This is a genomic window from Syntrophorhabdales bacterium, from assembly GCA_035541455.1.
Classification (GTDB): domain Bacteria; phylum Desulfobacterota; class Syntrophorhabdia; order Syntrophorhabdales; family WCHB1-27; genus JADGQN01.
In genome coordinates, this window is sequence record DATKNH010000007.1 from 1 (window position 1) to 15152 (window position 15152).

General features: G+C 53.2%; 16 protein-coding genes. 4 read left to right on the forward strand and 12 right to left on the reverse strand.

The annotated features are described in order from the left end of the window. The 5 genes from VMT71_00445 to VMT71_00465 all read right to left on the reverse strand — a co-directional run. Nucleotides 1–2105, reverse strand: a 2105-nt coding sequence (locus VMT71_00445; protein HVN22407.1) for a PAS domain S-box protein, incomplete at its 3' end; no start/stop codon positions are given. Between the two features lie 130 nt (nucleotides 2106–2235). Continuing rightward, on the reverse strand, nucleotides 2236–2457 hold the full coding sequence (locus VMT71_00450; GenBank protein HVN22408.1) for a hypothetical protein: 222 nt from the start codon (nucleotides 2455–2457) through the stop codon (nucleotides 2236–2238). Then, entirely contained in the window at nucleotides 2450–3076 is a 627-nt protein-coding gene (locus VMT71_00455) for a DsbA family protein (protein HVN22409.1), read from the reverse strand. Before VMT71_00455 ends, VMT71_00450 begins: the two co-directional genes overlap by 8 nt. A 19-nt stretch (nucleotides 3077–3095) precedes the next feature. Beyond that, entirely contained in the window at nucleotides 3096–3701 is a 606-nt protein-coding gene (locus tag VMT71_00460; GenBank protein HVN22410.1) for a methyltransferase domain-containing protein, read from the reverse strand. Between the two features lie 234 nt (nucleotides 3702–3935). After that, nucleotides 3936–4949, reverse strand: coding sequence for a zinc-dependent alcohol dehydrogenase family protein (locus tag VMT71_00465; protein HVN22411.1), 1014 nt, complete (start codon nucleotides 4947–4949; stop codon nucleotides 3936–3938). A 230-nt stretch (nucleotides 4950–5179) separates the two neighbouring features. Here VMT71_00465 and VMT71_00470 point away from each other — a divergent pair, with 230 nt between their 5' ends. Beyond that, entirely contained in the window at nucleotides 5180–5491 is a 312-nt protein-coding gene (locus VMT71_00470; protein HVN22412.1) for a hypothetical protein, read from the forward strand. A 19-nt stretch (nucleotides 5492–5510) separates the two neighbouring features. Here VMT71_00470 and VMT71_00475 read toward each other — a convergent pair whose 3' ends face one another. Both VMT71_00475 and VMT71_00480 read right to left on the reverse strand, forming a co-directional pair. Continuing rightward, the gene (locus VMT71_00475) at nucleotides 5511–6857 is read right to left on the reverse strand and encodes a radical SAM protein (GenBank protein HVN22413.1); all 1347 of its coding nucleotides are present in this window, start codon (nucleotides 6855–6857) and stop codon (nucleotides 5511–5513) included. 112 nt (nucleotides 6858–6969) lie between these two features. Then, nucleotides 6970–7332, reverse strand: coding sequence for a nitrous oxide-stimulated promoter family protein (locus tag VMT71_00480; GenBank protein HVN22414.1), 363 nt, complete (start codon nucleotides 7330–7332; stop codon nucleotides 6970–6972). Nucleotides 7333–7473: 141 nt separating this feature from the next. On the opposite strand from VMT71_00480, the gene VMT71_00485 reads away from it, so the two are divergent. The 3 genes from VMT71_00485 to VMT71_00495 all read left to right on the forward strand — a co-directional run bounded on the left by VMT71_00485 (nucleotide 7474) and on the right by VMT71_00495 (nucleotide 9037). After that, on the forward strand, nucleotides 7474–7662 hold the full coding sequence (locus VMT71_00485) for a hypothetical protein (GenBank protein HVN22415.1): 189 nt from the start codon (nucleotides 7474–7476) through the stop codon (nucleotides 7660–7662). A gap of 72 nt (nucleotides 7663–7734) precedes the next feature. Further along, complete coding sequence (locus VMT71_00490) at nucleotides 7735–8289, forward strand: HDIG domain-containing protein (protein HVN22416.1); 555 nt, start codon at nucleotides 7735–7737, stop codon at nucleotides 8287–8289. 112 nt (nucleotides 8290–8401) lie between these two features. Further along, the gene (locus VMT71_00495) at nucleotides 8402–9037 is read left to right on the forward strand and encodes a SprT family zinc-dependent metalloprotease (protein HVN22417.1); all 636 of its coding nucleotides are present in this window, start codon (nucleotides 8402–8404) and stop codon (nucleotides 9035–9037) included. 134 nt (nucleotides 9038–9171) lie between these two features. On the opposite strand, the gene VMT71_00500 is transcribed toward VMT71_00495, so the two are convergent. The 5 genes from VMT71_00500 to VMT71_00520 form a co-directional block, all read right to left on the reverse strand. Continuing rightward, nucleotides 9172–10164 carry a hypothetical protein gene (locus VMT71_00500; protein ID HVN22418.1) on the reverse strand — a complete coding sequence of 331 codons (993 nt, stop codon included), beginning with the start codon at nucleotides 10162–10164 and terminating at the stop codon, nucleotides 9172–9174. Between the two features lie 275 nt (nucleotides 10165–10439). Then, nucleotides 10440–10742: a hypothetical protein gene (locus VMT71_00505; protein HVN22419.1), complete on the reverse strand. Its 303-nt coding sequence runs from the start codon at nucleotides 10740–10742 to the stop codon at nucleotides 10440–10442. Nucleotides 10743–10970: 228 nt separating this feature from the next. Continuing rightward, the gene (locus VMT71_00510; GenBank protein HVN22420.1) at nucleotides 10971–13241 is read right to left on the reverse strand and encodes a molybdopterin cofactor-binding domain-containing protein; all 2271 of its coding nucleotides are present in this window, start codon (nucleotides 13239–13241) and stop codon (nucleotides 10971–10973) included. Nucleotides 13242–13381: 140 nt separating this feature from the next. Further along, nucleotides 13382–13852, reverse strand: a complete 471-nt coding sequence (locus VMT71_00515) for a (2Fe-2S)-binding protein (GenBank protein ID HVN22421.1) — start codon at nucleotides 13850–13852, stop codon at nucleotides 13382–13384. Between the two features lie 171 nt (nucleotides 13853–14023). Next, nucleotides 14024–14986, reverse strand: coding sequence for an FAD binding domain-containing protein (locus VMT71_00520; GenBank protein HVN22422.1), 963 nt, complete (start codon nucleotides 14984–14986; stop codon nucleotides 14024–14026). Nucleotides 14987–15152 lie beyond the last annotated feature (166 nt).

The window sequence follows — 15152 nt, forward strand, 5'->3', positions numbered from 1 at the left end:
CCGGGGCAGAGGCCCTGTTCGGTAGGTATGTAGCAACAGCGCTTGCTCTTCATCGAAATTTCAAAACCGAAGCGTCTCGCATAAAGCTTCATCCTGAAGAGTTCAAGCCCTTTTCCTCCTGCCCCAAAATCGTAAGGGTTCTTGGATGAATAAAGCTCTGTCTCTTCCGCATGAAAGAGGCCGTCAAACACATAGGGCTGGGCTTCATCTGCGATACCCACGCCGGTGTCGGTAACGTGAATCCAGACCCTGTTCTCCTTCTCCTCAACCGTGACCGTCACCAGTCCTCCGTCGGGAGTATTTTCGATGGCATTCTTCACGAGACCGTCAACCACCTCGGCGAGCACGCGCGGATCCATGTAGATGTAAAGGTCGTTCTCTCCTTCCACGCGGAGTTCCACCTGTCTGTGGCCAGCTCTCTGCTTGATCTTCTCCACTGCCATCTGGACAAAAGGATACAGGTCGATGGCCTGAAACAAATCCGTACCGCCGGAGATGTACTGGCTAAGCCATTCTTTCAGGGCCCCCCAATGCGACCACACCTCGGCAGGCACATTTCCCAAAACGTCCAAACGCTGTTTGAGCACATCCAGCTCATCCGTCAAGGAAGCGGCTTCCAGTTCACGTGATGCAATGAATATCTCATCAGCCTCTCGCTGGATTCTCAAAAGACGCTCTGTGTTTCTTTCGAGAGCGGCCATGATCCCTTTGATATTCGTGTCCGTCGAAACTGCTTCCATCTTCCGTCTCAGTACCCTGAGGTTACCCTGAATGACTGCGAGGGGGGTTTTCAGTTCGTGGGAGATATGATTTACCGCCTTTGTTTTCACCCTGTTGAGCTGCTCCAACTCCCTGTGAGAGCGCAGCAGCGCTTCCTCCGCCATCTTTCGTTCGGTGACATCACGAAGATAGACCAAGGACACCGGCTCGTTCCGGTATACAGTGTCCGTGGCCGAAACTTCGATGTAGATCGTCCTCCCGTCTCTTGTGATGCCTTTGAATTCATAACGAGAGGGAACAGTCCCGCCCTTCCACCGTCTTCCATTGATGTCTTCGACCCGTTCCTTGTCATCGGGATGGACGACAATAGTGATCGGAGTACCCATGATGTCTTTATAAGAATCGTAGCCGAACATTTCGACGAATCTTCTATTAACGTACTGGTGAAACCCCTTCTTTATGATCGCCACCCCATCGTTGGAGTGCTCAATTGCTGTGCGATACCGTTCCTCGCTTTCCGCAAGGGCCTCTTCAGCCTCCTTGCGCTTGCTGATGTCGCGCATGGTTCCTTCGTGGTAGATAAACCCGCCCGGACCCCCGCGCGTGACACGGGAATTGATCGAAACCCAATGCGTACTGCCGTCGCGACGGCGCATTTTCACTTCGTAGTTCTGTACTGCGCCGCGGATGCGGAGTGTCTCCAGAAGATCGTCCCGATCAGCCGGATCAACATAAAGCTGCGTGCCGATATCGGTAATCGATTCTATCAGTTCTTCTGGCGAGTCATAGCCATGAGTGCGCGCCAGGGCGGGGTTTGCCGTGATGAATCTACCATCGAGGGTCGCCTGAAAGATGCCCTCGGTCGCATTCTCATAGATCTTGCGATATTTTTCTTCAGCCTGCTGGAGTTTCTCCTCCGTTTGCCTGCGTCTCGTCACATCCCGCACATAGACAGCAATGCGCGTGACCTCACCTTTGTCGTCCGAGACGATGTAAAGGCTGTGATCCAGGAAACGGCCTCTCCATTCCGCCACGAATCGCACCGGCACTCCCAGCCTGATTGCTTCATCCGCTTTTGTCCTGGCATATTGTGCGAGTGAGGGTGGAATCAGATCGTAGACAGCAGTGCCGAGAAGATTCTGTAACTCTGTATGGTAAGCCCTGGCAGCACTTTCGTTGGCAGCAAGAATGACACCATTCTTATCCATAAGAAATGCGATGTCGGTAGTGGCATTGAGAAGCGCGCGGACATCATCTTCGCTTTTCTTGAGCTCTGTCTGGGCTTCCTCGCGTTCCAGTTCGCAGATCTCCAGTGTTGAAACCGGCTCCTCCTGCCGGCCCAACTCGCGAAGAAGATCGTCTTTTACTTTTTCTTTTTCCTGCATCGTACGTATTCCAGCAAGGGTAAATTATTATTATAAGATATTTTCCGCTGACGGCACAAAGAAAAGGGAACCGCATTCGGCCCTCTGTCGCACAGATCGCGGCATGCCGAGCGCTGTTACTGCCTGAACGCTACTTCTTCTTGCCGGACCCGGGTCCCTGGATGCCGGACCCGATCTTGGCCAACTCCTGCTGCACCTCTTGCCACATGTGGCCATGTAACGTAAGTGTAAGCTTGCAAAAGGGGCAGGTGAGTGAAGCTCCTTCCGTGAGAGCCTCGATCGGGTGTTCAGTCTTGCGACCGCAGATGGGGCACGTAAAGGGTAAGGTCTTGTGCGTATTCGGTTTATTCAAGGTTCTCCCTCACGAATTTTTCCATCACTTTGTAGGGCTGAGCGCCGGTGACCCTGTTTCTTCCCACTACAAAGGTCGGGACAGCCGTGATACCCATCTCTCTTGCTCGCGCCCAGTCATCGTCAACAGCAAATTGATAGGTTCTCAACAGAAGGGCTTTCCTGGCTGCCTCCCCTGAAAGTCCAAGGCCCTCGGCAATCTTGACCAGCTCATCCAGTTTTCCTATGTTTACGCCGTCGACGAAGTAGGCCTTGAAGACAGCCCGGTGGAAGGCCTCACCGACTCCCTGCGTCTCAGCCCACTTTGCCAGTTCCTGGGCGTGACGGGTGTTGTAGGTCTTGGTGCGTTCGCCGAGAGGCAGGCCGAGCTCCGCCGCCGCTTCTTTCAGCCGTGCCTGTACCTTGTTTATGTCTATATGAGCGCCCTTGAAGAGCTCGGTCAGCGCCAGACCTTCTTCGGGAATTTCAGGATGGAGCGGGAAAGCTACCCACTTTGTTACGATGTTGAACTTCTTCCGCAGCTCATCAATACGCACGGTACTGAAGTAGCACCAGGGTCACCCAAAGTCAGAGAATATTTCCAGGACTTCAGTCGTCACGTGTAATTCATTCACAGCCATTCCTCCCACTCCGGCGCTCTTATTTCTTTATGATGATCCACAATCCGCCTTCGTCAATGATAGTGATCCTGCCTGCAAGGCCGCTGTCGATCACGAGCTTGCGCACCCATTGCTCGGTGATCTCGATCTTTCCTATGCTTAAATTGAGTTCCTTCGATTGCTTTCCCAGGGCCAAAAGCACATTGTTGGGCGTGTACTTTCCGAATCCACCGCCCACAAATGCCAAACCTCCGGGCCGAAGCACTCGATAAGCCGCAGTCAAGTCCGCTTCAAAGAGGGAAGGGAAAAAGAAGGCGCCGCGAAACACGGCGAGGTCCATTGATGCAGTCTCAACAGCGGCCAGGGAAGGGTTGCTCTCGATAATTTGAATGCGGTTGACCACGCCCTCCTCTTGTGCTTCCTGGAAGTACGATTCAGCCATGCCTGGGGGGAAAGAGGCTATTGCATGAGAACTGCCGATGCCATCCTTCAAGATGGAAAAAATGACTCCTGAAAAAGGTCCGATCTCCAGTAGCTTTCCATCAGTGCGGCCGTAGATCTCTTCTATGTGCTTCGCGAGATGAGGATAGACCGGTTTCCACAGCCTGTTTATTTGCTGTATGAGTGCCAAGTTGTCAGGATTCATATCTATTCATACACCTAAAATGCAGTAAAGCATAAGGCACGCTACACTCGGAAGTCAATTGGGAGTTGAGCGAGACGGAAAGACCTTTTCTTCGCTCTCCAGGCGCTCCAAGGCATGGGCTGCGCGGTACCAATTGTTTTAGCCGGGCACCCGCGGCCCGCCAAACCTTTCATCCGCGGGTGGCAGGAGTAAGAACAGGCCGATGGACAACGAAGGTATACGCTTGAAGGCAAATCAGCGCCTGCCGATCACTAGCACCGCTGCGCCTGTGAGAGCCCCACGCCGTAGCGCTTCCAAGGCTTCATTTGCCTGTTCGAGAGAAAACGGTCGTGATTCAACTTTGAGCGGGACCTGGGCCGCAATGGCGAGGAACTCTTCAGCGTCGATTCGGCTCAGGTTAGCTACCGATCTGACAACTCTCTCCTCCCAGAGCAGGCGGTAGGGGAAGGATGGGATATCGCTCATGTGTATGCCCCCGCAGACCACTACCCCACCTTTGTCTGTCGCCCGAAGAGCTTCAGGCAGCAGAGCGCCCACCGGCGCAAAAATGATTGCAGCATCCAGTCTCTCCGGAGGCAGCACATCCGAATCCCCCGCCCAGGCAGCGCCGACCTGGCGGGCGAACGACTGACCTTCGACGTCACCGGGTTTTGTGAAGGCAAATACGGTTTTACCTTGCGCAACTGCCGCCTGTGCTATCAGGTGCGCAGCCGCACCAAACCCGTAAATACCGAGGGTCTTGACGTGAGTTCCAGCCATGCGATAGGAGCGATAGCCGATCAGCCCGGCGCAAAGCAGCGGAGCTGCCTCGAGGTCGCCATAGGCATTGGGCAGTTTAAAACAGTACCGCTGGTCTGCAGCCGTATACTCGGCGTACCCTCCGTCTCTGGTATAGCCTGTAAAGAGAGCATGGTCACAGAGATTCTCCTGGTCGCGCACACAATAGCGGCACGTGCCGCAGGTATAACCGAGCCACGGTACTCCAACGCGGTCTCTCAAAGAAAACGCTGTGACAGCAGTACCGATTGCAACCACGGTACCTACGATTTCGTGCCCCAGGACCAGCGGCAGCTTCGGATGCGGCAGTTCGCCGTCAAGTACATGTAAGTCCGTCCTGCAGACCCCGCAGGCATCGACCTTGACCAGTACATCATTCGGCCCGGGCAACGGGACAGGAACTTCCTTGAGCACCAGCGGTCTCCCCTGCTGCTCCAGTATCATGGCGCGCATCGTTTTCGGAATTGTCATCTTCTCACTCTTCTTTTCTTTTTAAGTGTTCGTCGAAGTCGCCAGAATTAGGGTTTGCTTCGCTCGCATTAGAAAAGCGACGCGGGAATTCCTCGATCTTCGTGCTTCTTGTGTAACGCATCGTTAATTGTAGCGTAGATATAGACCGAACACAAAGATTCAATACGGTACTCGAAAAACGAAACGTGTGAATTTGATTTTCGTGCCATTCCATGCCATGTTTATTGATCATGAACGAGCAAAGAGACAAATACCTCACCGAGGCCATGGGCGCCTGCTGGCATCAGTACAACGAAGAAAAGCCGCTCATGACCTATTCCCTGATAGCTTACGTCTGCGAGAAGTGCAAGGCATTTATCCTCGGTAATAATGATTTTTCCAATGATGAGGACTTTCCCAAACTGTGGAACTGGGCAAAACGTCAGCCTGTTTTGAGCTCGCTGGTAGCAGCTTGCGAAGGAACAGACGGCACAGGGCCTTCTGATGCTGCTGCGCGCGAAACCTTTGCCGATCAGGTGTGCGCGCTCATCAAGCCGAAGTAGTCCGACTGTCAACACGGGGTCACGGCATCAGCTTTGAACGTATAAACCTGGTTGCCCTCTCCAGTTCATAGTCGGACATCGATTCCGGATCGATCCCTCCGCCGTGCAAGTGCGGTCTCAACAAATTGAGTATGTCCTCTGTAACACCCCCGTACTGTCCGATAAAAGATTGCAGACGGGCGTGAAGACTGAACACGAGTTTATCCCTGGGAGAGAGCGAGAGATATTCGTCAATGGTCGCAAGCATCCGAGCCCTGTCCTCGGGCAACCGGCCGTTCACATCCAGCAGATTTGAGGCGCTGTCGCTCACGACAGTGATCGCACACTTCGTGTTCTCGATGAGCGCTCTCATTTCTCTTGCTACCTGTTCCTCAGATGCTTCGACAAATTCGCCTGTTGCCTTCGCTGCGGCAAGACCGGTCCGGGGAAATATTTCGAGACTCCTCAAACGCACAAAATCGGGCCCACCCTCAGTGAGTACCCGGGCAGTCTCGATTGCATGCTCCTCTGACAGGCTCGCCCCTCCAAGGCCGGGCATCACATAAACAGAGCACGAAATGCCCGCTTCCCTGGTCTTTCTGCACGCTTCGATGTGCTGGGATGCTGTCACGCCTTTCTTCATATAGCGGAGTACCCTGTCACTTCCGCTCTCCACACCGAAATGGATCCTGTTCAGGCCTGCACGCGCAAAGAGAGCCAGTTCCTCCACATCCTTACGTGCCGCGGACTGGGTGCGTCCATACGCAGTAAAGCGCTCCAGCGTTGGGAATCTGCAGCGAATGTGGCTCAACACCTCACTCACGTAATCGCCAGAGAGCAAAAGGAGATTGGCATCGCCCAGAAAGCAGGTGCGTGCCCCGCTTTGCCGCCAGGCGAGCAGATGGTAGACGCTATCCGTGATGCTCGGTTTCTCTTTGAACCATGAGGCAAACCAGACGAGGCGCTCATCGTCATCATCTTCTTCTGCGGATCTTTGCTGTACCGTCAAAGACTGAGGTATTGACGTTGCTTTGGAGCCCAGTGCCTCCAGATCCTCTCCTTCTGGTGTGGACCTACCCTTCGCAGACTCGATCTCTCGTATGAGCCGCTCTGCCTGCGTGTAACCCCCTTCAATCGAGCCTGCTATTCCACTGACACGCTCCCGTACCACCTCATCAAGTATGGCTGCCCTATCTATATCTCTCTTCACTTCTTCGAGGGGTCTTTTACTGAAGCGCGCTCCGAGCTTGTAGACAGGACAGAACAAGCAACGGTTCCACGCGCAATTGCGGCTCACCCTGAAGGTCAGGCTGTAGTTCTCTGTGGGAGGTCTGATCGAACAGATCTCGAAGGGTTCGATATACGCGAACCTACGGGCTGTCTCCATTGGTCTTGGCCGTCGTCCCTGTTTTGGTTAGTATAGCGCAGCAACCGGCCCGAGACAAAAAAGAGGGGCTTGAGACGGTGGGCGCGGTCGAGTGGAGCAGTCTTGTCCGAAGTTACCTGAAATAGTGATAGAGCAAATCGATGCGCCCATGTTTGACCAAATAGATTCCCGAGAACTTCATGATCTCCTTGATTTGGGTCTTATACTCTCCCTTGTAGCACTGGCTTTCGCACTTTTTACACATGGGCTTTGGATCATGCGGGCAGGCAAGGCGCATGCCTATACCGTAGGCGAGGAGTCTTCTGCACTCCGGACAGACAGGGATATCTCTTTTCGTAATCTGCTTGATGTCAAACTGCTTCAGTGAAAAAGGAGCCTTTTCCCCCTGGTGGTGCTCACGGCAATAGATTGCGACAAAGCGCATCAATGTGCTGATGTCGGATTTTTCCTTCGGGGAAATTCTATTCCTATCCATAGCCTTCCTTTGTTACTATACACCTTCCTTCCGGCTTTCGCTTTGATTTAGGTCAAGTATCATTGCGTTTATGCAGCTTGCGTGAGTTCAGCACTCAGGGATTGAGTTGACAAAGGAATCAATGCCCGATAGGATGTTGCCGTGAAAAAGGCCTCAAAGAGCTCTATAACAGGGTTCTGTGACCTCATGTGCAAATATGCCGAATTGCCGAAAGATGGAGCGCTCGACGGCTCTGGAAGCTGCCGGACTTTTATCGCTGTGTACTGCAACCGCAGGAAGACATTTGTCCCAAAGAACCTGGCCTGCAGCCAGAAGCAGATGCGCCAATAGATTCCCACGGGCAAGCCGGGTACCCGCGTGCGGGTATGGGTAGGGAACTGCATCTGAGGGAGGCAAACACTCATGACAAGGCAGGAGGCGATCCAACTTCTTCAGACGTACGTCAAGAACGAACGTATGCTGAACCACTGCTATGCCACTGAAGCAGTGATGAGGGCATTAGCCCGAAAACTGGGTGGTGACGAAGAGCGGTGGGCTCTGGCAGGGCTGCTGCATGACCTCGACGTGGAACTCAGTAACGCCGACCTGAAGGTCCACGGCAAGGAAGCAGAAAAGATCCTGAGAGCGCGAGATGTCGATGAAGAAATCATTGACGCCGTCGCCATGCATAATGAGACATTTACAGGGAAAAAACGGGCAACCCAGATCCAGCACGCTCTCGCTGCAGGCGAGACCATTACAGGACTGATAGTGGCTACCGCGCTCGTCTATCCGGACAAAAAGCTGGAGAGCGTCAAACCCAAATCGATAACGAAAAGAATGAAGGAGAAGGCGTTTGCGGCGTCAGTCAATAGAGATATCATCATGGAGTGTGAGACTATCGGTCTGCCCCTGGAGGAATTTGTGCAGCTCAGCCTTGACGCGATGAAAGGTATCGCGGCAGAAATTGGACTCTGAAGAAAAGATTAGAGCAAGAATGCCGCAGAAGAATCAGCCTTTCAGCCAGCAGGAAGAGGCCTCTAGCGTCACTGACTATCTAGTGGTGAGGAGTAGGCAACGCAGAAGAACGATGTCCTTGCGAATTGACCGGCACGGAAGGGTAGTCATGAGGGTGCCGCTGCGCACTGCCACATGCGATATAGAAAGCTTCTTCGAGCAGAACAAAGCATGGGTTGCCAGGAAGCTGGCCGAACGGCTGACCATACAAAGCATGTGCAAGCCGAAACGCTTTCTGCCGGGTGAGGAATTCCTGTTCCTTGGTAAATCCTATCCACTAATCTACCTGGACGTGACCGGCAAAGCCCCCACCCTCTCTTTCTGTCCGGATGGATTCTCTTTGCCATGGAACCATGCAGCCAAGGCGCGAGAAATCTTCGTCAGATGGTACAAGAAAATGGCCTTGCAGAAAATCACGGAACGGGTTCGCGAGTTTGGCCGCAGACTCAACCTCGTGCCACAGGAAATCCGCCTTATGACCGCCCGCACTCAGTGGGGCTCCTGCTCGCCGGATAATCGTCTCTCCTTCAATTGGAAGCTTGTCATGGCGGCCGACACCTTTATCGACTACGTGGTTGCTCACGAGCTTCTTCACATCAGAGAGAAGAATCATTCCCGGAAATTCTGGACGGATCTTGAGTCCTTCATGCCCGACTATAAGGAACGGAAGGCCTGGCTTGATGAGAACGGACATTTGCTCAACCTATGACGGACCAAGCCCCAGCACCAGTCAAGATGGAGACCGAGGCGCGCCGAGGCCTGGGATGCGCAGGCGTACTGCGGTGCGCTGAGCAATAACAGGTTGAAGGGCAACGAAGGTATACGCTTGAATGGCGCCGGGGCTCAGATCTTGAATTCGTCGAATGTCTCCGGCGCAAACAGATCTTCTATGGTCATCTTCCGCGCAGACAAACCCTGTTCAAAGGAATACTGGCAGAGCGCCTCGATGGCCTTTCTGTTTTTCTCGATGCCATATGGCCACCAGTCATCGCCCATCACCTTTCTCGTTTCGTCCACATGGCGCACCAGCCAGGGCAGCGTGGCATGGAGGGCAAATGTGTGCTGAAGATTCTTCAGAGTCATGCTTTTAGAAGCAAGAAGCGCCTTATACAGAGACATGGCGACCCACGGGTTTTGGTCATAGACGCTTCTCTTTATTGCAACAGCATGCATAATGGGAAAAATGCCCGTTCTTCGGAAGTACTCCTCTTCTGCTTCCCAGTACCGGTCAAAGAGACGCTTCACGTTGGGTGATCCTGAAGTAAATGAGGAAGGAGCTCTTGCAGTGAGAAGGGCGTCAATCTCTCCTTCATCGAGCATGCGGGAAAGTGTTTTGTCGGCGGGGATCGATTGATAGTCAATATCAGGCGGCAATTCCAGTTTCACTTTCTCCACGCGACCCGGCGTTTCTTCCCCTCCACTCCGCCAATGGACATCCCTCGGGTGAACTCCATATTCGTGCTGCAGGAGACCCCTCAACCACACAGCCGCAGTTATCTGATATTCAGGAACACCTACCGTTTTACCTTTCAGGTCAGCGGGGCTCTTGATTCCCTTGTTCACATTGATGTAGGCAGACGAGTGACGGAACATCCTCGATGTAAAGACAGGGATTGCAATGAACCGTTCATCTCCACGGGACTTGGACATCATGTACGATGAAAACGAGATTTCACAGGCGTCAAATTCCTGATGCCTCAGCTGCCGCCAGAAGATCTCCTCCACCTCCAGCGGGATGAAATTGAAATCCAGCCCTTCCGGGACAATAGTTCCGTTCAACAGAGCCTGCATGCGATCATAAGAAGAACAGGCGAACGTAAACCTCAGCATGCCCATAACAGTGTACCTCCTCGTTGCCGCATTTATGACGTTTCACAATCTTCGGGTGTGATGACGTTTTGCATGTATGCCATGGAGGGGTTTTGCTTGTCAAGGAGAATACGCAGCGCCGCAAGACGCAACCTCGCTTGCGGTACGTGCTAATCGATAGCGTTACCAGCTTGACAGGTTGCAATTCGTTCAGAACTGCAGCTTATACGGCATACGTGTAGAATTGACAGAAGACATCGAATTTATTGAATCAACGGAACTAATGAGAGGGAGCTAAGCCTTTACTTTTCCTTTGGGAGAAGGATCCATTTGGCTCTCAACTCCTGCCAGGCCTGTTCACGCGCCTCCACCTCAGTGTAGCCTTGCTGTCTGAGCTGCTTTTCGAGGTGGCGCATATCTTCGCGCGTAAATTCGACTGCACGCTCAAGCAGATCCTCAAGAACCCCGCTCGTCTGCAATCTCTGGTACATTTTGGGCCGATACTTGGCCCAATGTTCCTTAGCAAGCTGCTTGAGCATGTCGGGGGTGTCCCCCTCTATCGAATAAATCGAAAGCTCCTGCATTGCTTGTGCTCTTTGTTCCATCCCGCCCGCCTTTTTCGTTAGTAAATATTCATCGGCCGAAACAGTCGTCTTCTTAACCCCTTCGGTTGCGATATTACGAGAATTTATGCAAGATTTGGGCCGAAACAGTGTCCATGTAGGGGCTGGGTTATTGGAGTGAATTTCAGTGTTGGTCGGTTGAGGGAAAAGAATCAGCCAGCAAAAGCCTGACTCTTTTCCCTGACAGAGGAAGCATGCGCCTATTGCCTCTCACCCCTTTTCTTTCAGCGCCTTCAGCACTTTCTCCGGCGTGATCGGCAGATCCTTCATTCTGATGCCCACCGCGTCATAGATTGCATTGGCTATCGCGGGCGCTGTCGGAACAAGACCCGGTTCACCGATACCTTTTGCACCGAAGGGGCCTGCCTGTTCATCCGTCTCAACAATGACTGCTTCGACGGGTGGGATATCCTTGGCGGTGAGCAGTTTATAGTCGAGGAAATTCGGGTTCATTATCTTTCCGTTCTTGTAGACCATGTTCTCGCTCAGCGCATACCCGAGCCCCATCACGCCACCGCCGTAAATCTGCCCTTCAAGCAGCATGGGGTTTATGGCCTTGCCCACGTCATGGGCCGCCACGTACTTGATAATCTTGACCTGCCCCGTCTCTTTGTCCACCTCGACTTCGACGCCATGCGCGCCGTATGCGTAGGCAACCGAGAGGTTTCCCTTGAACTCCTTATCGAAATTTTCATTAGGCGGATCGTAAAAATATTCTGCCATGAGCACTCTGCCGCCCGCTGAGTAGTGAGCCGATCTCAAAATTTTCCCGAGGGAGATATTCTTTTCTTTGTCGCGCCGCGAGAAGATCGTGCCGTTCTTTATGTCGAGCGCACTCGGGTCTTCATTCAGAGTCGCCGCAGCCAGATCAAGTATCTGCTCTCTGAGCTTATTCGCTGCTCCAAGCGCAGCATTACCCGCAACGAAGGTCGTCCTTGACGCGTGTACACCCACATCCCAGGGGCAAACATCTGTGTCGTTGTTGATTACATTAATGTCTTCGATGGGAACACCGAGAACTTCGGCTACAATCTGCGCCACGACCGTGTCCGAGCCCTGGCCGATCTCTGATGAGCCCGTGAATACATCGACTTTACCGAAATCATCTATTTTGATGATAGTCCCGCAACCATCCGAGTTGTAGACTCGCGCGCCGCCACCCACGTGCACGAGTGCGGCCATACCGAAGCCGCGCCCCTCCTTCTGCTTGCGTTTGCCTGTCCAGCCAAGACGGCCCTTGACCGCCTCCATGCACTCCCTTACACCGCAGGTGGTGATCTTGAATTTCTGAGGCGTGATCTCTCCCGGCTCATTTGCATTCATCAACCTGAATTCATAGGGATCGATGCCTGCAGCTTCAGCCAACTGCTCCAGCGAGCATTCTATCGCGAACGTAGCCTGCGGGTTCCCGTAACCACGCATGGCCTGGCTATAGGTGTTATTCGTGTAGACGCACTTGGCTATGTACTTCACATTCGGCACTTTGTAGAGCGAGGAAATGGGCAGCATCATCACTGACGGCGTCGTTGCACCCCACGACGTGTAAGCTCCGTTGTCAAGAATCATCTCCATGTCTCTGAAAAGGAGCTTGCCGTTCTTGTCGCAGCCCTGCGATATCTTCGTGATGGTACACTGGCGGGGCGATGTCGCGAAGAATTCTTCCTCGCGGCCGAACACTATTTTCACTGGTTTGCGCACTTTCAGTGCGAGCAGAATGGCTATGTACTCGTAGGCATAGGTATCGAGCTTGCTGCCGAAGCCGCCGCCGATGGTGCTCTGCAGAATGCGGACGCGTTTATTCTTCAGCCCGAAAGTGCCCAGTGCTCCCATGAAATCTTTCTGCGCCAGATACGGGATTTGCGTGTTGCTGTATAGCGTAAGATTATTATTTACGTCGAAACTCGCGATACATCCGCTCGCGCTGAGGCAGCAATGAGTGACCCACTGTGTGCGGTACGTATCCTCCACCACATACGCCGACTCCTTTTTCGCTGCATCGATATCACCCACGATGAGCTTCCACGGCATCTTCAGCACATTGGTCTTATGCTCCTCGTGAATGAGAGGCGCGCCTTCCTTCATGGCTTCAATCGGATCGAATATGGCAGGCAGTTCTTCGTATTCCACTTCGATCAGGTCCAGGGCCTCCTGCGCAACTTCGGGGCTCACCGCTGCCACGGCAGCTATCTCGTCCCTGAGCGAACAGACTTTGCCGACCTTGAGCGGCGGGTTATCCTTGTACACGCCAAATTTGAAAGCAGGGATAGTCGAGCCCGTGAGCACGGCTTTCACACCGGCAAGTTTTTCAGCTTTTGAAGTATCCAGACGCGTTATCTTCGCGTGTGGATGCGTGCTGTAGAGTATCTTTCCGTGGAGCATTCCCGGCACTTTGAGGTCTTGTATGTAGCCGGCTTCGCCCACAACTTTTGCCGGCGCATCTTTTTTTGGTATCGGTTTGCCAACGAATGTCAGTTCCGCCATGGCAGCTACCTCCCTGCTATTTAATGGGGCTCACGTCGCCCCCTCCAGTTGCAAAGCCACTTGGAGCCTCCCCCTCTCGCGAGCCGTGCTCACTAAGGGCTCTAGACGACTGGTTCATGCCTGATGAAGCTCTTTTCATACTATCTTTGTTCCGTCGCTGCAGCTTTAACTGCTTCTATGATCTTCACGTAGCCGGTACACCTGCACAGGTTACCTGCGATGCTTTCTTTTATTTCATCCTCTGTAGGGCTCTGCTTCTCGTCGAGGAGTGCTTTCGCAGACATGATCATACCTGGCGTGCAGAAACCGCACTGGACAGCCCCGTGGTCTATGAAGGCCTTTTGCAGAGGATGCAGTTGCCCGCTGGGCTCTGCCAGTCCTTCTATGCTGGTCACGCTCGTTCCTTCCGCCTCGAGAACAGGCACCAGGCAGGCATTCACTGCCCGGCCGTCCATGATCACCGTGCAGGCGCCGCATTCGCCGTAGCCGCAGCCGAGCTTTGTGCCTGTCAGCTCGAGCTTTTCACGCAGCAGATAGAGTAACGTCCACGTAGGCTCGACCTCCACTTTCACCTGTTCTCCATTCAACGTGAATTGCATCTCTCTTTTCATGTTGACTCCTTAGGTTTAGGGTCATGGGTCACGGGGCATGGGTCACGGAAAGACACAAGAAACAGATCACAGTCTCTGGACTTGCTTCTTGATATCCTTCTGTGAGATTTTCGCGACCCGTGACCCATGCCCCGCCTCTCTGGATTTCCTCGTCCCGTGACCCTGCTTTCTTCACCACAGCCTCTCCGGATAAAAAACTGCCTCCGGTCTCACCACGCGCTCAATCGCCTTCATGATACCCCTTCGCACGAGTACCTGCACCATTTCCCGCCGATACCACGCTTCCCCCCTGACGCTGTCCCTCGGAGACGACTCTGAAGCCGCAATCTCGCCTATTTCTGCAACGAGTTTTTCGGAGAGCACCTTTCCCGTGAGTGACGCTTCAGCCTGCTTGGCCCGGATCGGCCGTGGCGCCACAACACCCATGGCAATGCGTGCATCTTCACACTTCAGCTCCTCGTTCTCGAAATACCCCATGATCTTTGATATAGGCTCGGTGGCGCAAAGCGCGTCTCTGCATTTGACATCGTTGCGGTTGAGACTGATGCGCACCGCGACTCCGATAATCGGAAGATCCATCGCGGCCCGCCGGGTATGTTTTATGTATACCGATCCTGTTTTCTCGTTAAAACGCCTGATCCTGAACTCCTTGAGGATCTCGCCCTTCTGTAAGGCTGTTTTGCCCGGCCCTACAAAGAACTCGTCAAGATCGATTTCACGTTCGCCGGTTGCACTCACCAGAACTACCCTGGCATCGAGCACCAGAAGCGGGCACGCTGTATCTGCTGATGGCGCTGCCGTACAGATGTTTCCGCCGATCGTGGCAACATTGCGTATTTGGGTGGAACCGAGATTGCACACCGCATCATGAAGGGCCGATAGCTCTTTCTGGACAATCGGATCGTTCTGCAGCTGCCGGTGGGTAACACCGCCGCCTATGCCAGTCACATCGCTCCTCTTGAGCTCGGCGATGTTGCGCAACGATATGAGCGCCTTTGGTTTCAGCTTTCTCTGTTCTATCTGCACCATGACATCGGTGCCCCCTGCTATAAAGGCCGCTTCATTCTTGTATTGCACCATCAGTTCCAGGGCTTCCTTTAAGGAATCAGGCTTGTGGTAGTCGTAGCTAAGCATGAGAACCTCCCTTTTAAATCCGAATATCCAATTTCTAAATCCCAAACAGTATCCTAATTACCCAAATTTCAAAGAGTGACGGCTTCCCTTTTCGAGGATTGGGGTCTTTGAAATTGTTTAGAATCTCGATATTAGAGATTAGGATTTCAGACAAATTTCACCCCGT